Consider the following 22,053-nt stretch of genomic DNA (forward strand, 5'->3'; position numbering starts at 1 on the left):
ACTCATTGCCTCGGTTATCTGTTTCCTGAGATGAGTATGAAGAATACACAAAGATAAGTAAACCTTGATTTAAATTAACAACGCTCTTTGCCCCATAAGGAATTCCAGGCTTACTCAGAATCATCTGTTTAGCAAAATTGACGAAATCTCAGGGCTTTAACACCTAATTTTCATGGAACATCAGTACTTAAGCATATACTTTTTTCAGGGAATAATATGAAGAGTATGCAAAGATATGCTTTTAGGCATAGACATCTAAGTAAATATTCAGTATTTAGTTAGTATGGTGTTACTTAAATGTTTCCTATTCTGATAGTTAAACACCCACAGGTAATACTTTATAAGCAATGCAAAAAAATTTCTTTGCTTATTCGTTTTTACCTGTAAACTGTCTCCTATTTTCAAGCTAGACGTTAGTGCGATCGCTCGCATAACTATCGCATGAAAATATTTTTTGCTGAGTTACAATTACCCAGCCACCAATCTCCATTGTCAAAACAGCCGCTCATGGAAAAAACTCACAATCAACAAACTTCTCTTACTACTCCCTGCTCCCTTTTTCAAGCTAGATCTTGCAAACTAGCATTATTGAGAGTTCCAGCAGAAGACAACTAGAAATTCTGAGAATTAATGTGTTTTCAATATCACTTTGATTTCAGGATTTTTACATAAATTTTGTGGATGTAAAATAATGTAAAGAATGTGCAAAGATATTTGTTGAAATATAGACATCTAAGTAAATATTTACTATTTAATTAGTACGATCTTATTTATATGTTCCCTATTCCGAAGTTAAACACTCTGGGGCGATCGCCCATAAGGAAAGCATAAAAATTTGCTTCTTTATTCCCTGTAGACTGTTTGCTATTTTCAAGCTAGTCGGGCTAGACCTTTCAAAATAGCTAAAAACTTTGCTTAAAAAATCCTTTTTAACCTTCTGTCCGCCGAAATGATTATGCCTTTGGTTAGACATTGATGGCTGTGCCAACATCAAAGCTAAGAAAATCTTCGTGGTTACAGAGTGGAAAAAGAGATTTACTTGCATAGAAATAGCTGAACTTAAATAACCCCAAATAGTTTGGATAGTTCCTACTTCCAAGCTAGTCAACAAGGCGATTATTAGAAAAATTGCTAACCACGCTCGTAGAAAGTATGCCGAATTTATTTAATTTTCGGCAAATTCTTGATGCTCTAAAACAGGAGCGATCGGTAATTCAAGTTAGGACAAAATTGATTTAGGCAGGAAAAATTTATGGCGAATATTATTGGAACCATTGGTAACGATACCCTACTGGGCACTAACAGTGCAGATACAATTAACGGTAAAGCTGGCAATGACACCTTAACTGGTGGTGGTGGTAACGATATATTTGTTTATAAGTTTGGTGACGGCACTGATACGATCGCTGATTTTGGTGGAGTGGGTAAAGGCACAAATCCTTCCGCAACAGTCATTGCCGAAGTGGATACTATCAAATTTGAAGACTTCAGTGCCAGAAATATGCTGCTGACCCAAAATGGCAGCAATCTAGAAATCACCTTTGAAGGAGTAGATGATACAAAAGTCATCTTACAAAACTTCAAATTAGAAAACTTGGAGAACCTGAAAGCTTCTCCAACAAAACCAGCGATCGGCAACATTCTTTTTTATAACCAAACTAATATCACCGACAGTTTTAATGTTCTCGATGGCAACTCGACTGAAACTAACCTGGGTATCAAGAACACGGTTACTTTTCTTAATGACCTCGCCAACAATATTACGGGTTTAGATAACTCAGATGATGTTGTCAATGGTCAAGGGGGCAACGATAAAATCGACGGCAAGAGTGGCAACGACCTTTTAAGGGGTGGTATCGGCAATGATACTCTTATTGGTGGTGCAGGCAATGATACTCTCATTGGTGGTGCAGGCAATAACACCCTCAAGGGTGATGCTGGTGACGATTACTTGAAAGCTGACTTTTTAACAGGCAATAATCTGTTGGATGGTGGCGATGACAATGATTCTCTCTTTGCATCTGGAAACCAGTACCTAAATACTATTGCCTCAGGTAATAACACTCTTAAGGGTGGTGCTGGTGACGATTTCTTGAATGCAGACATTTCAACAGGCGATAACTTCCTGGATGGAGGGAATGGTAATGATAATCTCTCCGCTCAAGGCCAGGAGTACTTCGGCGAAGGTGGATATTTGCATCTCTATTTTGCCTCAGGCAACAACACTCTCAAAGGCGGTGCTGGTAAAGATTACTTGAATGTTAACATTTCAACAGGCGATAACCTACTCTTTGGGGGCGTTGGTGACGATTTCTTGAGCGCTAGAGATTCAACAGGTGATAACCTACTTTCTGGGGAGGATGGCAATGATGCACTCGTCCTTTCTAGCTCATATATTGATGGGGTGTCTGGTAATAATACCCTCAAAGGTGGCGCTGGTGACGATGACATTGAAGTTAGAAATTTAACAGGTAGTAATCTACTAGATGGTGGCGATGGCAATGACATCTTCATTTTAGATGAATTATCTACTGTCGTTCCCTCCTTAGTAACTCAAACGGTAGATGGAGGAACAGGTAACGACGATGTTTTATACATCAATTTCTACTATGGCGATTCTACTGAGGCGATCGCATCTACTTTCAATGCCAGTACTAACACTGGCTCAATTACGGCGGGTAAAAATCAGATTAACTACAGTAATATCGAACGATTAGGTATTAGAGGTACATACGAGGACGACAATATTGTCGGCACTAATGGTAACGATACACTTTACGGTGGCAGTAATGGCAATGATACGATTATCGGTGGTAAAGGTAATGATTACTTAGATCTCGACGCTTCAACAGGTAATAACCTGCTCTCTGGAGACGATGGTAATGATTCTCTGTTTGCTGATGGCTCCTTAGTATACTACCGCGACTATTTGGTGTCTGCGGATGCTATCTCTGGCAATAATACCCTCAACGGTGGCGTCGGTAACGATATCTTGAATGTTAACTTTTCAAGTGGTAATAACCTGCTCTCTGGAGGTGATGGCAATGATTCTCTCTTTGCCTCTGCCCAGTTCGACTACACCAGCAACGATAGATATGACTCCTCTGGTAATAACACTCTTAACGGTGGTGCTGGTAACGATCGCTTGGATGTTAGCTACTCATTAGGTGATAATTTACTTAATGGTGGCGATGGCAATGATACTCTCACAGCCTCTGCTGCTACTGGTAAAAACACCCTCAAAGGTGGAAATGGCAACGATATCCTCGCAGGCGGCAAGGGTAATGATAGCCTAATAGGAGGAAGTGGTACTGATACCTTTGTTTTTAATAGTTTCAATGAAGGTAGCGATCGCATTTATGACTTTAACCCCACAAATGAAGTAATTCAAGTATCGGCTCTCGGTTTTGGTGGCGGTTTATCAGCAGGTGTACTTCAAGCGAGTCAATTTACAATCGGTGCATCTGCAAGCACTAGTACTCAGAGATTTATTTACAACTCCACTACAGGTGCATTGTTCTTTAACCAAGATGGCAATGCAGGTGGGTTTGCTAAAGTACAATTTGCCCAACTATCTACAGGCTTGTCATTAACCAACAACAATTTTGTCGTTGTCTAAAGATAACTAGGCTTCTATTACTGAGCTTATCGCTCAGTAATCTTGAGAATGCGGGGTGTCGATAATTGCACCTCGCATTGCACGATCTATGTGTTAATAGTTGAATAATATGAAGATTATGCAAAGATATTAATTAAAATATAGATATGTAAGTAAATATCCGATAATTATTATTGGGCTAATTAGATATTTTCTATTTTAAAACCAAGTACCAAAGGCATTAGCGTACTCCTACGGGTAAGCAAGCTACGCGGTAGCGTCTGTAGAAACAGAAGGCATCGTCCACAAAAAAAGCATAAAGATCGTTTTCCGTATCCCTGTCAAGTGTTCCCTATCTCTAAACTAGTACGACTTACGCATTGAACCAACCAAAGAGTAAATTTTGGTTTGGAAAATTTCAGCTTGACTTTTCAACCGTTCTTCAGCAATGTCTAGGCTCAAAGTTTGCCAACACTACTGATAAACGATGCTTGAACCAAGCCTGAAACTAGTTATTTTTGTAAATCCAAATGTTCGGATATTTATACCAATTCTCCAAAATCCTGCAACAGATTCAAATTCCCAAACCCTTGTAAAATCAAGCTTTCTCAATTGCGAATTGCGAATTGCGAATTGCGAATTGGTATTAGACAGTGCTTAAGACGTAGATAGCCCCAGATAGTTGGATAAATACTACTTGCAAGGAAATCAAAAGGAGATTTGTCATCAAAAATTCCTAATCTTCCAAGGTGATATCACGTATGCCGAAAGCATCAATTTTCGGCGAAATTTTCTGCGCTCAACAGCACTAACAGCAACTTAATTTACTGCAAAACATCGATTCAGCAAGGAAAAAGTAATGTCAAATATCATTGGAACCAACGGTAACGATACCCTCGTGGGTACTTTCAGTGCGGATACAATTAATGGTAAAGCTGGCAATGATACCATCACAGGGGATGAAGGTAACGACACCTTAACAGGTGGGGGCGGCAAGGATACATTTGTTTACAACGACAACAAAGGCTTTATCGTCAGAGTTACCGATGGCATTGATACGATTACCGATTTCGGTGGCGTCGGTAAAGGAACAAACCCAACAGCAGCGACCATCGCCGAAGTTGATACCATCAACTTCTATGGCTCTGACTTAACTGCCCGAAATCTGATACTCACCCAAAATAGTAACGATCTGGAAATCACTTTTGAAGGTAATTATGATACCAAACTCATTCTGCAAAATTTCAAGCTAGAAGACTTGGATAATTTGAAAGCTTCTGGTACAAGACCAGCCATTGGCAATATTATCTTTGATGGAGAAACTAGCATCAGCGATAGTTTTAATGTTCTAGATGCCAACTCTACTGATACAACTATCGGTATTGCCAATACAGTTACCTTCTTTAATGACTTAGACAACAACATTACCGCTTTAGACAACTCAGATGATGTGATTAATGGCCAGGGGGGTAATGACAAAATCAATGGCTTAAGTGGCAACGACTTGCTGCGGGGTGGTGCGGGCAATGATACTCTCATTGGTGCTGTAGGTAATGATATCCTCGTTGAGGTTAGCGGCAATAACTCCCTTGTTGGTGGTATTGGTGACGATGCCTTGAATGTTCGCTTTTCAACAGGCAATAACACCCTCGACGGTGGTGCTGGTAAGGATACCTTGAATGCTCAAGCTTCAAAAGGTAATAATTTACTCTTTGGGGGAGATGGGAATGATTATCTTGACGCCTCTTTCTTTCTTGATGCTGAACCATATACTGGCGTATATAACTATACTTCTTCATTAAGCAATAACACTCTCAACGGTGGCGCTGGAGATGATATATTGCTTGCTGAGTCTTCGACAGGCAACAACTTACTCTCTAGTGGCGATGGCAATGATTATCTCTCCATCTCTGGCTATACCATCGGAACCAGGAGTGGAGAGTTTTTATACTTTGGCACCTCAGGCGATAACACCCTCAATGGTGGTGCTGGTAACGATACATTGTATGGTGAGTATTTAACAGGCGATAACCTACTCTCTGGTGGCGATGGTAATGATTCCTTCTACGTAAACATCTTACCACCAGATATTGCCCCTTCTTCTTTAGCAACTCAAACGATAGATGGAGGTCAAGATGACGACTTCTTGTCCATCGATTACAGCAATGCTAAAGGAGGAATCACCTCAACATTCAATGCCACTACAAACCAGGGAGTAATTACCGCAGGCAACTATAGAGTTAGCTACAAGAATATAGAACGATTAAATATCATAGGTACAGCCTACGATGACAAGATTGTCGGGAGTAATGGCAACGATACGCTCTCTGTGGGCAGCAGTGGCAAAGATACCATAGATGGGGGTAAGGGCGATGATTTATTGACAGTCGATTACAGCAATGCTAACGCAGGAATCGCTTCGACATTCAATGCCACTGCTAACACTGGCTCAATTACAGCAGGCAGCTATCGAGTTAGCTACAAAAATATCGAAAGATTAAACATCTCAGGTACAGCCTACAATGACAACATTGTAGGAAGCAATGGTAATGATACGCTCTCTGTGGGCAGCGGTGGCAAAGATACTATAGATGGGGGTAAGGGCGATGATTTATTGAGAGTCGATTACAGCAATGCTAACGCCGGAATCACTTCGACATTCAATGCCACTGCTAACACTGGCTCAATTACAGCAGGCAGCTATCGAGTTAGCTACAAGAATATCGAAAGATTAAATATCTCAGGTACGGGCTACAGTGACGACATTGTGGGGAGCAATGGTAATGATACGCTCTCTGTGGGCAGTGGTGGCAAAGACACCATAGATGGGGGTAAAGGTGACGATTTATTGTCCGTCGATTACAGATTTGGTGAGAAAGGAATCACTTCGACATTCAATGCCACTGCAAACAAGGGAGAAATTACCGGAGGTGGAGAAATTCCGGGGAGTACATCTGAAGTTAGCTACAGGAATATCGAAAGATTAAATGTCTTAGGTACAGACTACGATGATTACATTGTCGGGAGCAATGGCAACGATACACTTTCTGGGGGCTATCAAAGCCGCGGCAATGATACGCTTGTTGGCGGTGCAGGTAATGATACCTTTGTTTTAGATATTAGTACAAGCGTTGATAATATTTCTGACTTTAACCCCACTAACGAGCTGATTCAGGTTTCAGCTTTCTATGATAGCGGGTTATCACCAGGTGTACTCAAAGCCAATCAGTTTGTAATTGGAGCATCTGCAACCACTAGTAGTCAGCAATTGATTTATAACTCAACTACAGGTGGATTGTTCTTTGACCAAGATGGCAGTGGCAGTAAATTTACCCAGTTTCAATTTGCTTTACTTACTACTGGCTTGGCATTAACTAACAACAATTTTGTTGTTGCCTAAAGGTAATTAGGCTTCTATTACTGAGCGATAAGCAATATCAGAAATCTTTAGCTTGCGGGGTGTCTAGAATAGTACCCCGTTTTGCTTTAAATAGATAGCAATGTTGGCTGGAATACAATTTATTTGCATTATGTCTAGGCAGAAATAATGTAAAGTTATGTATTGAGATATCAGTATGTTGTCAAATATTTTGTATATTAAATTATTAACAGGTTATTGCAATATTCCTCAAACTTGATATTTTTATTCTTTGTAACCTGTTCCCTATTTTTCAGCTAGATAATAAAAGCGTTGGCGAAACCCGCCATTCGCGCAGCGTCTCGTAGAGAAGGCATTGCTCATCACAAGGGCATCAAGATAACAGATTTCAAGAAGCGCGAACTAGACTGTCTAAGCCTTGTAGCTAAATAGAGAGTTGATTGTAATTTTGTAGCGATCGCTGGAATCACAGCAAGGTCTTTGTCTTTGCTGCTGTATTTGTTTATTGCTTTTCAACCTAGTAAGACTTATGCATTGGCAATCAAATAAATATTAAGTGTAAATCTCAGCCATCCCAGCTTAATTTTGATGCTTTTTGAGCAATTATCAAAAGCTGATAATGGAAAAAATTATACACTCGATAAAATTGTCAAATGCTTAAGACTTAGATAGCTTAAGATACTTGAATAAATAATAGTAGCGACTAAATCAAAAGGAGAATTTCTCAAAAATTAATGATTCTCAAGCTTGACATATAAGTATACCATAAGCCTCAAATTTTGGAATCATTTGTCTGTTTAAACAACCTAACATTAAGTAACTAAAGAATCGTCAAAAATTGATTCAATTCGGAAAAATTCATGGCAAATATCATTGGAACCAACGGTAACGATACCCTATTGGGTACCAACAGCGCCGACACAATTAACGGTAAACTCGGCAATGACACTATTACAGGCAAACAGGGCAACGATACACTGACTGGTGGCGGTGGCAAGGATAAATTTGTTTATAACTTGGGTGACGGCACTGATACTATTACTAATTTCGGTGGCGTCGGTAAAGGCACAAATCCAACAGCAGGCGTTATTGCCGAAGTTGATACTATCAAATTCAATGGTGCCGGTTTGACTGCACGAAATTTGTTGCTGACTCAGAATGGCACAAACTTGGAAATCACTTTTGAAGGGGTGGCTGGTACAAGAGTTATCTTACAAAACTTCAAATTAGAAGACTTGGAGAACTTGAAAGCTTCTGGTACTAGACCCGCCATAGGCAATATCTTGTTTAATGGCGAAACTAGCATTATTGATAGTTTTAACGTTCTAGATGCCAACTCTACAGAAACAACTATTGGCATTGCAAACACAGTCACCTTCCTCAATGACCTTGCTAACAACATTACTGGTTTAGACAACTCAAATGATGTCATTAATGGTCAGGGGGGTAATGACAAAATTGATGGCAAGAGTGGTAATGACATTTTGCGGGGTGGTGCAGGTAATGACTCTCTTATTGGTGGTAATGGCAATGACCTACTGCAAGGTGATGCGGCGAATGATACTCTCGTTGGTGGCACCGGTAATGATACCCTCAAGGGTGGTATTGGTAAGGATTTCTTGAATGTTGACTTTTCAAGCGGTAATCATTTGCTAGATGGTGGTGATGGCAATGATACTCTTTCTGCTTTAGGTAACTCCAATGGCCCTGTGGTTTTTGGTAATAACATACTCATTGGTGGGGCTGGTGACGATTACTTAAGTGCTCTATACTCAAAAGGCAATAATACCCTCAATGGTGGCATTGGTAACGATAGGTTAGATATTTTACTTTCAGAAGGTGATAACCTACTGAATGGTGGCGATGGTAACGATTTTCTCGTGTCCTCTCGCCAACTGGATGATAACTCACCTGTCTCCAGCGCCTCAGGCAATAACACGCTCAACGGTGGTGCTGGTGACGATGGCTTGAATGTAGAGGCTTCATCAGGCAATAACCTGCTTGATGGTGGCGATGGTAATGACAATCTCTCAGCCTCAGGTGGCTTCATCGGGTCTGTGTCGTCTGGAAATAACACACTCATTGGTGGCGCTGGTAATGATAGGTTGGATGCCGGTCTTTCATTAGGTGATAATCTACTTGATGGTGGCAATGGCAATGATGATATCTCCATCTCTGGTGAATTTAACCAACTTGGAATTAACGCTAGTGGAAATAACACCCTTTACGGCGGCGCTGGTGACGATACCTTAAGTGCTGACTATTCATCAGGCGATAATCTAATTGATGGTGGCGATGGCAATGATATTTTTTCTGCCTTTGATGTCACTGGCAATAATACGATAAATGGCGGTACAGGTAATGATTTGCTGAACATCGATTACTTTTATGCTACCGAAGGAATCACTTCGACTTTTAATGCCACCACCAAGATTGGATCGATTAACCGGGGTGCGAATCAGGTTACCTATAAAAATATCGAACGATTAGATATCACAGGTTCAGCCTACGATGACAAGATTGTGGGGAGCAATGGCAACGATACCCTCACTGGTAGCAACGGTAATGATAGCCTTTTTGGAGGAGCTGGCACTGATACCTTTGCTTTCGATAGTTACATTGAAGGTAGCGATCGCATTTATGATTTCAACACCACCAATGAAGTAATTCAAGTATCGGCTCTTGGTTTTGGTGGCGGCTTATCAGCAGGTGTACTGTCAGCGAGTCAGTTTAAAATCGGTACATCTGCAAGCAGCAGTACTCAAAGGTTTATTTATAACTCGACTACAGGTGCGTTGTTCTTTGACCAAGATGGTAATGCAGGTGCGTTCGCTCAAGTACAATTTGCACAACTTACTGCTGGGTTGTCACTAACCAACAACAATTTTGTGGTTGTTTAAAGGTAATTGGGGTTCCATTACTGGACGGCAAGTAACATCAGAAATTATGAAAATGCGGGGTGTGTAGAATCACATTTCGCATTCATTATTGTCAGTAAAAGGTTTCAAGATTATGTAAAGTTATTGAGCGTTTATAAAAGCATAATAATGACTAATTTTGCACCTCCTTAAAAATTTGTAAAGTGCTTAAGGCTTAGATAGCTTTGATACTTAAATAAGTAATACTTGCAAGCCAACAAAAGGAGAATATCTGCGAAAATTAGTTACTCTTAAGGATGAGATAAAAGTCTGCCAAAAGATCGACTTTTGGTGACTTATTTCTACGCTCAAACAGCACTAACATCAGGTAGGAAAAAGTTATGGCAAATATCATTGGCACCAACGGTAACGACACCCTACTGGGCACCACAAGCGCTGACACGATTAACGGTAAACTTGGTAATGACATCATCACAGGAAACCAAGGCAACAACACCCTAACTGGTGGCGGTGGCAAGGATAGATTTGTTTACAACGTCAGCGACGGCATTGATACGATTACCGATTTTGGTGGAGTGGGTAAAGGCACAAACCCAACAGCAGGCGTTATTGCCGAAGTTGATACCATCAAATTCAATGGCTATGGGTTGACAGCGCGATATTTATTACTGACTCAAAATGGTACAGATTTAGAAATCACCTTTGCAGGCGACACGAGTCCAAAAGTCATTTTGAAAAACTTCAAGCTAGAAGACTTGGACAACCTGAAAGCTACTCCAACAAGACCAGCCATAGGTAATATCTTGTTTGATGGGGAAACTAGCATCGTTGATAGTTTTAATGTTCTGGATGCCAACTCCACAGAAACAACTATTGGCATTGCAAATACAGTCACCTTCCTCAATGACCTTGCTAACAACATTACTGGTTTAGACAACTCAAATGATACGATCAATGGTCAAGGAGGTAATGACAAAATCTACGGCTTGGATGGCAATGACTTGCTGCGGGGGGGTGCGGGCAATGATACTCTCATTGGTGGTGCAAGAAATGATACTCTTGTTGGCGATGCAGGGAATGATAGTCTTGTTGGTGGTACGGGCAATGACAGCCTCATCGGTGGTATTGGTAATGACCTGCTGCAAGGTAATGCCGGAAATGATACTCTGAGTGATAGTGTAGGAAATAATACCCTTGAGGGTGGCGCTAATGACGATTATTTAGATGTTTATAGTGTTTATGGTTCAGAAGGCTATAACCTGCTGTGTGGAGGCAATGGGAGTGATTTTCTGAGCGCTTTTCGTAGCTCAGGTAATAATACCCTCAATGGTGGCGCTGGTGACGATACCTTGAATGCTGACTTGTCAACAGGCAATAATCTGCTCTCTGGGGGCGATGGTAATGATTCTATCTCTATTGCAGACAATCAAGGCAGCTTTTTTACCACTGGTAATAATACCCTCAATGGTGGCGCTGGTGATGATATCTTTGATGCTTTCACTTCAACAGGCGATAACATTCTCAATGGAGGGGATGGCGACGATATGATGTTTGTCAGTGGCTACAGCGACGAGAACAACGGAACTTCCCTATTTGGTAATAACATCTTTAATGGAGGGAATGGCAATGATTCCTTCTATATTGTTTTATTTCCCTCCCCCTCTGACATAGCAACTCAAACAGTAGATGGGGGGACAGGTAATGATTCGTTAGGCCTCACATTTATCCAGCCTCCTGGGGCAATTACAACGAGTTTCAATGCTGCTACAAATACTGGATCGATCGCCGGAGACAAGAATCTGATTAACTACAAGAATATTGAAAGCTTAGTGATTACAGTGGGTTCAGATCTAGCAAAGTACAATGACTTGATTGTGGGCAGCAATGGCAATGATACGTTGTCTATAGACACTAGTGGCAATGATACGATAGATGGCGGTGCAGGCAACGATTTATTGATTGTAAAAACATTAGGTAGTTATTATAATACTCAAGGAATCACTTCCACTTTCAATGGTACTACTAACACTAGCTCAATTACGCTAGGTACGAATCGGATTAGCTACAAAAATATCGAACGATTAGATATCTCAACTACAGATGGCAATGATTTGATTGTAGGCAGCAATGGCAACGATACAATAAGAGGAGCGGCATATAGAAGCTTGAATGGCAACGATACGATAGATGGCGGTGTAGGTGACGATTTGTTGTTCGCCGATTACAGCTATTCAAGTGGAAATACCCCAATTACCTCAACTTTTAATGCTACTACTAACACTGGCTCAATTACTTTAGGTACAAGTAAAGCTATTTACAAGAACATCGAACGATTAGAGATCTCAGGTACCTTAAACGATGACTTGATTGTTGGTAGCAATGGCAATGATACCCTCGACGGAGGCAGTAATGGCAATGATACCCTCGACGGTGGTGTAGGTAACGATTATTTGGATGCTTTATCAGGCAATAACCTGCTTGATGGTGGTAATGGTAATGATACCCTCAGAGGTGGCAAGGGTAATGATAGCTTCTATGGGGGAAGTGGTACTGATACTTTTGTTTTCAATAGTTTGAATCAAGGGAACGATCGCATTTTTGATTTCAATGCCACTAATGAAGTGATTCTGGTATTCGGTTCTCTTTTTGCTGACGACTTATCACCAGGTGTATTAAAAGCTAGTCAATTTACAATTGGTACATCTGCAACCACTAGCAGCCAGCGATTTATTTATAACTCGACTACAGGTGTATTGTTGTTCGATCGAGATGGTAATGCAGATGGGTTTACTCAGGTACAATTTGCACAACTTACTGCTGGGTTGTCACTAACCAACAACAATTTTGTGAGTTTTTAAAGGTAATTAGGGTTCGATCGCTGGCAACAAGCAAAATAATAAACCTTAAGAATGTGAGGTGTCTAGAATAGTACCTCGCATTCAATTCATCTGTGCATTGGTAATGAATCATGATATTGCACCTTTACACCAGTCTCAACATACAACCTTTGTGGGTAAGTCCTGAATTTAGTCCGTATTTATGTATACATTAATCTGTGAATCAGATAATAGAGTATGCAAAGATATTTGTCTAAATATAGACATGCCAGTAAATATTCGGTATTGAATTAGTAAGATGTTATTTAGATGTTTCCTATTCTCAAGCTAGAAAATCAAGAGCGATCGCGCACAACCAAGCCATAAAAATTACTTCTGTTATGCTCTATTAAGTGCTCCCTATTTTCAAACTAGTAAGACTTACGCATTGACAAAATAACTAAATTATAGTGTGCAGTTTTTAAGCATTCAAGTCTGATTTTTCAACTGTTTTTCAGTGATGTCTATGGTAAATGCTTGCCTGGTTGACTGATGAATGATGACTCAAATCATCTTGAAACTAGTTTTTTGTGAATCTACACACTGATGAATTTGTACAATGCCTAAGACTTAGATAGCCATCAATACTGGGATCGGTAATAGTTGCAAGCCAATCAAAAGGAGAATCTCCATCACAAAGCTGTAATGCCCAAGGGTGAGATGCAAGTATGCTGAAAGCATCAACTTTCAATAGCTCTTTCTAAGTCTAAACAGAACTAAAAACTGAGAACTCAATTTACTTCAAAAATCGATTCAACTAGGAGAAAGTTATGGCAAATATCGTTGGAACCAACGCAAATGATACTCTACTAGGCACCACTACCGCCGACACAATTAACGGTAAACTCGGCAACGACACGATTACAGGGAACAAAGGCAACGACACCCTAACAGGTGGCGGTGGCAAGGATAGATTTGTTTACAATTTGGGTGACGGCATTGATACGATTACTGATTTTGCTGGAGTGGGTAAAGGCACAAACCCCACACCAGGAGTTATTGCCGAAGTTGATACCATTAAATTTGTTGGCGCTGGATTAACTGCACGAAATCTACTCCTCACCCAGAATGGCACAAATTTGGAAATCACCTTTGAAGGTGTGGCTGGTACAAAAGTTATCTTGAATAATTTCAAACTAGAAGACTTGGAGAACTTGAAAGCTTCTGGAAGTACGCCAGCTATTGGCAATATTATCTTTGATGGACAAAGTAGCATTGTCGATAGTTTCAATGTCCTAGATGCCAACTCCACAGAAACAACCATCGGCATTAAAAACACAGTCACCTTCCTCAATGACCTTTCTAACAACATTACCGCTTTAGACGACTCAAATGATGTCATTAATGGTCAAGGGGGTAGCGATGTCATCAATGGCTTAAGCGGTGACGATCTTTTGAGGGGTGGTAGTGGCAATGATATTCTCTTTGGTGGTGATGGCAATGATACCCTCATTGGCAATGAAGGCAGGGATTCTTTGTATGTTGGCGACTTTTCAACAAACTTTTTAACAGGCAATAACATCCTCGACGGTGGTGCTGATAGCGATGAATTGATAGCTAATGGTTCAACAGGTAATAACTTACTTCTTGGGGGTGACGGCAATGACACTCTCTCCATTTCTGGCTCATCTGGCAGCAACACTCTCAACGGTGGCGCTGGTGACGATACCTTGGATGCTGCCTCTTCAACAGGCAATAATCTGCTCTCTGGGGGCGATGGTAATGATTCTATCTCTACTTCAGACAGTGGAAGCTTCTTTCTTACCACTGGTAATAACACTCTTAATGGTGGCGCTGGTGACGATACCTTGGATGCTAACCTTTCATTAGGCGATAATCTCCTCAACGGAGGGGATGGCAACGATGTGATGTTTGCTAGTGGCTACGGTGACCCCGAAAGTTCCGTATTTGGCAATAACACCCTCAATGGAGGAAATGGCAACGATTCTATCTCTATTGTCTTCTATCCTTCCCTTTCTTCCTTAGCGACTCAAACAGTAGATGGCGGGACAGGTAATGATTTGTTAGACCTCAGATTTATTGAGCCTGGTGGGCCAGTCACTACGACTTACAATGCAACTACAAACATCGGAACGATCGCACTAGACAAGAATCTAATTAACTACAAGAATATTGAAAGCTTAGTGATTACAGCAGGTTCAATAAAGAACGATGTCATTGTAGGCACTAATGGCAATGATACGCTCTCCACGTTCGTTGGTGGTAATGATACGATAGATGGCGGCGCAGGTGATGATTTGTTGGAGGTCTTCGGTTATGTTCCTATCGCAAATACCGGAATCACTTCAACTTTCAATGCTACTACTAAAGTTGGCTCAATTTCGGTAGGCACGAATCGGATTAACTACAAGAATATCGAGCGATTAAATATTACAGACAGTCAATACAATGACTACATTGTGGGAAGCAATGGCAACGATACGATAAATGAAAGCTCTGGTGGTGGCTATCAAGGCCCTGGTGGTGGCTATGATACGGTAGATGGCGGTACTGGTGACGATTTGTTGAACTTCCTTAATGTTCCTGGGAAAATCACTTCGAGTTACAATGCTGCTACTAACACTGGAGTCATTACTGCTGGCACGAGTCAAGTTAGTTACAAAAATATCGAACATTTAAATATCTCAGGTACAACCGACGATGACTTAATTGTGGGGAGCAATGGCAATGATACCATCTACGGAGGAGGTGGTAGCGGCAATGATACCCTCAACGGTGGTGCAGGTAACGATAACTTAAGTGCTGACAATTCATTAGGCAATAACCTGCTTTCTGGTGGCAATGGCAATGATTTTCTTAGTGTCTCTGGGGACGTGTTCATATACCGAGGTGAGGCTTCTGTAAATTATGTCTCTGGCAATAATACCCTCAACGGTGGTGCTGGTGACGATAACTTAGTTACTCAGTTTTCAGATGGTAATAACCTGCTTGTTGGTGGCGATGGTAATGATTCTCTGTTTGCCTTTGACCCATCCTCTTTATATGTTTCCTATGGAGTTGATGCTATCTCTGGCGATAACACTCTTAATGGTGGCACTGGAAATGATTACTTGGATGTCAGCAATTCATCAGGTGATAATCTACTCAATGGTGGCGATGGCAATGATATTCTCACAGCTTCTGGCGGTCTTGGTAAGAACACCCTCAAAGGTGGAAATGGCAACGATACCCTCACAGGTGGCAAGGGTAATGATAGTCTCTATGGAGAAGGCGGTATTGATACCTTTGTTTTCAATAATTTCAATGCAGGTAGCGATCGCATTTATGATTTCAACACCACTAATGAAGTAATTCAAGTCTCGGCCGCTGGCTTTGGTGGCGGTTTATCGGCAGGTATACTTTCAGCTAGTCAGTTTAAGATCGGCGCATCCGCAACCACCAGTACTCAAAGGTTTATTTATAACTCAAGTACAGGTGCATTGTTCTTTGACCAAGATGGCAGTGCAAGTACTTTTACTCAGGTACAATTTGCTTTAGTTACTATCGGCTTGTCGTTAACCAACACCAATTTTGTGCTTGTTTAATTGTAAATTAGCCGCACATAACTAAACAGTAGACAAACATCACAAATTTTTTAAGTTCGAGGTATAGCAGGAAACAGAGTTAACCGTTAGTTTATGTCCTCATCTATCTGGTAACTGCTATACTACATATCTGTTTTTATACTTTAACTTGCAATTAAATGCTGAGACAAAAGAATGTGAAGACTATGTAAAGATATTTCTTGAAATTTTAGAAATCTACGTAAATATTCTACATTTAGTTAGTAAGATGTTATTTAGATGTTTCCTATTTTTCAGTTATACAGCTAAGGGCGATCGCCTACGACAACGGGATGCAAATTATTTTGTGTATCCAGGTCAAAGTTCACTATTTTTAAATTAGGAATACTTACGCATTGACAAAAAACCGAATCTGAAGTGTGTATTAAACATTGAAGCTTTAAATTTTTGATGTTTTTTGAGAGATACTTGGGTTTAATTAATTAAAAAAGCCTGAAGCCATCATTATTACTCAATACACAGCCTCATAAATTTGTATAGTGCCTAAGGCTCAAATAGTCCTATTTGGATAAGTTCTATCTGCAAACCATTAAAGATATAGAACTTCTCGAAAAATTGCTAACCCTGAAGGGTGAGATTCAAGTATATCGAAAGCATCAACTTTCGAGACATTTTTGTGCGTCAAAACAGCGCTAACAACCGAGAACTTAATTTACTTCAAAAATCGATTCAGGTAGGAGAAAGTTATGGCAAATATCATTGGAACCGACTATTACGAAACCCTACTGGGCACTAAGAGCGCCGACACAATTAGCGGTAAACTTGGCGACGACATTTTAACTGGTGGCGGCGGCAAGGATAAATTTGTTTACAACTTGGGTGATGGCATTGATACGATTACCGATTTTGGTGGAGTAGGTAAAGGCACGAATCCAACAGCAGGAGTAATTGCCGAAGTTGATACGATTAAATTTATTGGGGAAGGGTTGACTGCGCGAAATTTGTTACTGACACAGAATGGCACAGATTTGCAAATCAGCTTTGAAGGGGTGGCTAATACAACAGTCGTCTTGAAAAACTTCAAATTAGAAGACTTAGAGAACTTGAAAGCTTCTAGTAGTACGCCAGCCATTGGTAATATTATCTTTGATGGACAAAGTAGCATCATTGATAGTTTTAATGTTCTGGATGCCAACTCTACTGATACGACCATCGGTATTAAAAACACGGTGACCTTCCTCAATGACCTTGCCAACAACATTAAGGGTTTAGATAACTCAAATGATGTAATCAATGGTCAAGGGGGTAACGACAAAATCCAGGGCTTAAGTGGCGACGACTTGCTGCGGGGTGGTGCAGGTAATAACCTGCTTGATGGTGGTGCTGGTAATGATACTCTTTCCATCTCTGGCTATGAAGATGAGCAATACGACTATCGCTTGTCTGGCAAAAACACCCTCAACGGTGGTGCTGGTGATGATAACTTAAGTGCTAGTGGTTCAACAGGCGATAACCTGCTCTCTGGAGGCAATGGCAATGATTCTGTGTCTATCTCTGGTTACTATACCTTTCTATACTTAAACGATATCTTCAACTCTCGCTCACTAGGAAAAAACACTCTCAACGGTGGTGCTGGTGACGATAACTTGAGTGCTAGTGGTTCAACAGGTAATAACCTGCTGTCTGGAGACGATGGTAATGATACTCTCTCCATCTCTGGCTACTATAACGGAGATAACTACGAGGAATACAACTCTCGATCTTCAGGGAATAACACCCTCAACGGTGGTGCAGGTAACGATATTTTAAGTGCTAGTGGTTCAGATGGCGATAATTTGCTCTCTGGGGGAGATGGCAATGATTCTCTGTCCATTTCTGGCTACTATGAGTACACTCCCGACGATTACCCGTTTTACCGCGACTTATCGAGCACATACGATTCTCGCTCCTCAGGCAAAAACACCCTCAGCGGTGGCGCAGGTAACGATACCTTGAGTGCTGGCGGTTCAACAGGTGATAACCTCTTGGATGGTGGCAATAGCAATGATATTCTCATAGCTTCAGATGCCACTGGTAAAAATACCCTCAAAGGTGGAAATGGCAATGATACCCTCACAGGCGGCAAGGGTAATGATAGCCTAATTGGAGGAAGCGGTATTGATACCTTTGTTTTCAATAGTTTCAATCAAGGTGTTGATAAAATCTCTGATTTCAACGCCACTAATGAAGTAATTCAGGTATCCGCAGTTGGTTTTGGTGGTGGTTTATCGGCAGGTGTATTAAAAGCTAATCAATTTAGAATCGGTGCATCTGCTACCACTAGCGCTCAAAGATTTATCTATAACTCAACTACAGGTGCATTGTTCTTTGACCAAGATGGCAGCGCGGGTGCATTTGCTCAAGTACAATTTGGACAACTATCTACTGGCTTGGCATTAACCAATAATAATTTTGTAGTTGTTTAATCGCGATTAAGGCTGTATTAATCTAGGTAGAGAAAATTGCAAATCTTGGGAATGCGAGATGCCTGAAATAGCAACTCGCATTCAACTTATCAATGCAATGATAAAATCTCTCTAGAGAAAATACATCCCCATCAATTTGGATTATTGCGATCGCTACTTACACCAAGTCCGCCGTCAGCATTGCTGCAATCAAGAAATCAAATATGTATTGTTGTCTCATTCCTTCATTCCTTCCTTGAAAGCATCTGTCCTGTACTTTCTGTAAAGAATTAGCTAGGAAAATATTAAGGTTATATAAAAATGATCTCGGTCGATAATTATCAGTAAATAATTTTTCAATATGTAAAGATATTTTTTTCAGTGATTAATTACTCAGTAAAGATTCTGTATATTAATGATGAAAGCTTTGTTTGAATGCTTCTGAAAGTTTATTTATGCCCTGTAATTTGTTTACTATTGCTATAACCGAGAACAAGGGCATAAATATCTGTTGTCCTATTTTGAGGCTAGTAAGACTTACGCATTGACAAAAAATAGAAATGAGGTGTGTTTTTAAACTCTAGCTGGCTCGTTCAATGTTTTTGAGCAATGTTTGAGTTCAGGTTAAACCTGAGTTATTGCTCATAAAGATAATTGGAAAAAGCCGGAAATGAGATTTACTTGAATCCACGCATTCAGAAATTTGTACAGCGCCTAAGACTTAGATAGCTTAAATATTTTGCTAGTACTGCCTGCAAACTATTGAAGATGTGAAACTTCTCAAAAAATGGCTAATCCTCAAGGGTAGCATCAAGTATATCAAAAGCGCCGACTTTTGAGAGATTTTCCCGTGCCAAAACACGACTAACAACTAGTTAATTTACTTCAAAAATCGATTCAAGTAGAAGAAATTTATGGCAAATATCATTGGAACCGACAATTACGAAACCCTACTGGGCACTAAGAGCGCCGACACAATTAGCGGTATACGTGGCGACGACACTTTAACTGGTGGTGGTGGCAAGGATAGATTTATCCTAGCGTGGCAAAACTTACTAGAGAAGAGTGAAAATCCTGTAATCTTGACCTTGTAGTAAAATAATGGTGCAAAAACTTGGCATGAAACTGTCTAAAACCAGAGGCAACATCGTTTGAAGTACTCGATTGTGTTCAAAAAAATCTCACTATCTGTGGTAATCTGCCAATATCTTTTTTCTTGTCGTTTGCCGTGAATTATTTCTCTAATAAATCGATTTTCATTTTTCAGGTCTGAAAATACTCTTTTAAACTTGTGCCACTTTAAATATTGAGTATGTTGTCTCGGAAGTAAATTCACATCATGGTTTGAGCGAATCGCCACTATATAATTTAGATTCATTTCATCTAACACAGATATGAAGTTAGTTCCACTTTCTCCATACAAACTGTCTGCCAGTACTAAGTTAAATTTAAAGCCCATTGACTTGAGCTTTCGCATTAGAATTGCTGCTATTTGTGGCTTGGTTAGGTATTTATCTTCTGGCTTTAATCTTTCACGAGGCTTATATATTTCAAATAGCAGTGGAAAAGTCATACCGCAGAATACGCCATACGCTGTTACTGCCACAATTCCATTCTCTACTTTTCCTAAGTTCCCTATATACTGCCGTTTTACGTAATCTGTTTTATTCCCTTTCTTTCTGTCTCCTGTTTCATCAATAATTAGAATGATTGGTCTGCCTTTTAGCACTTGTAAAATTAGTTCTAATCGCAACACTCTTAACTTTTCTATATTCCAAGGTGATATAGTTAAAAAATGATGCAACCCTTGCTGGTTATCCAATCCTACAATTTTTGCTATTTCTGGTAGGGTTTTCCGTTTTAGCTCAGAAACACAGCCTACATGAAGATATTTAAAAGCCTCAAAACTCCTAACATCTGGAAACAGGCTTTTATACCACTGGCAATATTCGTCCACAAATTTGACTGTAGGTGCGGCTGGACGGGGCTGTACCATACTCTGTGTCTTGGTTATAGCGTTTTTACGTTATTATACTACTGCCAGAGTGACAAAACAGGGATAATTTGCGATCGCTCGCTCGGCAATTTCTCAGCCCACGCCACTTGAGTACGCTGTGCTATTTGATAAATCGGCTGAATCAATATAGAAAATACATCAAATCCAAAGATGCTATATCGAGAACTTGGTAGTAGGGAAGAGAGGGTTTCTGCAAGACCAATGGAAACCAAAAGCATGGCAGGATGAATATCTAGAACTGCCAAATCTAGAGTCCCCTGGCCAAAAATGGTGGAATGCGGCAGCCTCAATGTGGGGGTACGATGTCCGCAATCGCCTTGTTGCTGATGTGTTTTATACGAGGGTACAGAGTTCATCAAATTCACCAACGGTAAGGAAATAACTGTAGAGACAGCATAGCGTTGGGGATGGGAACGAGTACTACAATATGTTAGTAGTTAAAATGGCGATCGCTACTCATCCCACTTCATCAGCACCCCATCCCCCGCCACCAACTCTCACTGCGGACACTTCGCCACCAGTTTCTTAATCGCAATCCGTAAAGCAGGGTCATCCGCCCAGCATTCCATCAAAAACTCAACCCCAGGATTTTCGTGCAATTGTTGCGCCATCTTCAATTTGTCCATACGCTAGGGTCGCACTCTCGATCGCTCGACGATAGCTTCATATGACCATTTTTCAGGGTTTGAGTCAGATGTCATAGTGCAAACACATTCATGATGTCCTTTTGATTTGTGAGAATACTTTTATTTTTAATAATCCTAAGTAGTAAAAGTAAGAAAAGTAAGAAAAGTGGGAAAAGTACTATATTTGAAATAAGGTATTGATAATTAAATTTTTATGGTGTAAATTGTTAAGTGATAGCTACTAATTGATAAGCAAATCACCATAAAAATCTTATTTGATTTTTCAAGTTGAAAAAGTCATATACACCTCAAAAATTATGATTTTTCAATATCTATGTAAGTAATTTTATAGGTCGAGTTAGATTTTAGTTTGTCATTTGAAGTAATTTTTAAACTTTAATCTTTTTCTTTACAAAAGCACTAGATAGCATCTAAAGTGTTATTTAGCTGTTGTTAAATAAATATTTGCTGCATAACAACCACCTAAAGACAGATTGTTTTACTTAATAGTTTGTAATAAACTTTTTAAATATAGGTAAATAACTATACCTATAAAATAAACTGATAAAGATGTATAGCTAACCATAAGGACAACATAGGCCAGTAGCAATGTAATACCATTTAACGAAAAATATGATACAGATATAAACCCTAAAAGCTTAGTAGCATCTAAGTTTTTTAATTGAAATTGCGTTAGCGCAGCGGGGCGT

Annotated in this window: 8 protein-coding genes and 1 pseudogene; 7 read left to right on the forward strand and 2 right to left on the reverse strand. The window is 40.1% G+C overall.

Features of this window, described 5'->3' with window-relative positions; all coding sequences use genetic code 11:
* The first annotated feature begins 1,252 nt into the window (after positions 1-1,252).
* The 7 genes from NSTC745_RS19895 (at position 1,253) to NSTC745_RS19925 (ending at position 19,794) form a co-directional block, all read left to right on the forward strand.
* A complete protein-coding gene (locus tag NSTC745_RS19895) occupies positions 1,253-3,619 on the forward strand; it encodes a beta strand repeat-containing protein (protein ID WP_445632475.1) in 2,367 nt (788 codons plus the stop codon).
* 838 nt (positions 3,620-4,457) lie between these two features.
* Positions 4,458-6,998: a beta strand repeat-containing protein gene (locus NSTC745_RS19900; protein WP_445632476.1), complete on the forward strand. Its 2,541-nt coding sequence runs from the start codon at positions 4,458-4,460 to the stop codon at positions 6,996-6,998.
* An 839-nt stretch (positions 6,999-7,837) separates the two neighbouring features.
* Entirely contained in the window at positions 7,838-9,877 is a 2,040-nt protein-coding gene (locus NSTC745_RS19905) for a beta strand repeat-containing protein (RefSeq protein WP_445632477.1), read from the forward strand.
* A gap of 359 nt (positions 9,878-10,236) precedes the next feature.
* Positions 10,237-12,714: a beta strand repeat-containing protein gene (locus tag NSTC745_RS19910; protein WP_445632478.1), complete on the forward strand. Its 2,478-nt coding sequence runs from the start codon at positions 10,237-10,239 to the stop codon at positions 12,712-12,714.
* Positions 12,715-13,502: 788 nt separating this feature from the next.
* Positions 13,503-16,277 carry a beta strand repeat-containing protein gene (locus NSTC745_RS19915; protein ID WP_445632479.1) on the forward strand — a complete coding sequence of 925 codons (2,775 nt, stop codon included), beginning with the start codon at positions 13,503-13,505 and terminating at the stop codon, positions 16,275-16,277.
* Between the two features lie 725 nt (positions 16,278-17,002).
* A complete protein-coding gene (locus tag NSTC745_RS19920; protein WP_445632480.1) occupies positions 17,003-18,721 on the forward strand; it encodes a calcium-binding protein in 1,719 nt (572 codons plus the stop codon).
* An 893-nt stretch (positions 18,722-19,614) separates the two neighbouring features.
* Positions 19,615-19,794 carry a hypothetical protein gene (locus NSTC745_RS19925; RefSeq protein WP_445632481.1) on the forward strand — a complete coding sequence of 60 codons (180 nt, stop codon included), beginning with the start codon at positions 19,615-19,617 and terminating at the stop codon, positions 19,792-19,794.
* A gap of 89 nt (positions 19,795-19,883) precedes the next feature.
* Here NSTC745_RS19925 and NSTC745_RS19930 read toward each other — a convergent pair.
* Together NSTC745_RS19930 and NSTC745_RS19935 are read right to left on the reverse strand one after the other, a co-directional pair.
* Positions 19,884-20,696 (reverse strand): annotated as a pseudogene (locus NSTC745_RS19930) (IS701 family transposase); the annotation flags it as partial.
* Positions 20,697-20,734: 38 nt separating this feature from the next.
* Positions 20,735-21,073, reverse strand: coding sequence for a hypothetical protein (locus NSTC745_RS19935; protein ID WP_445632482.1), 339 nt, complete (start codon positions 21,071-21,073; stop codon positions 20,735-20,737).
* Between the last annotated feature and the right edge of the window lie 980 nt (positions 21,074-22,053).

This window comes from Nostoc sp. DSM 114161, from assembly GCF_052692665.1.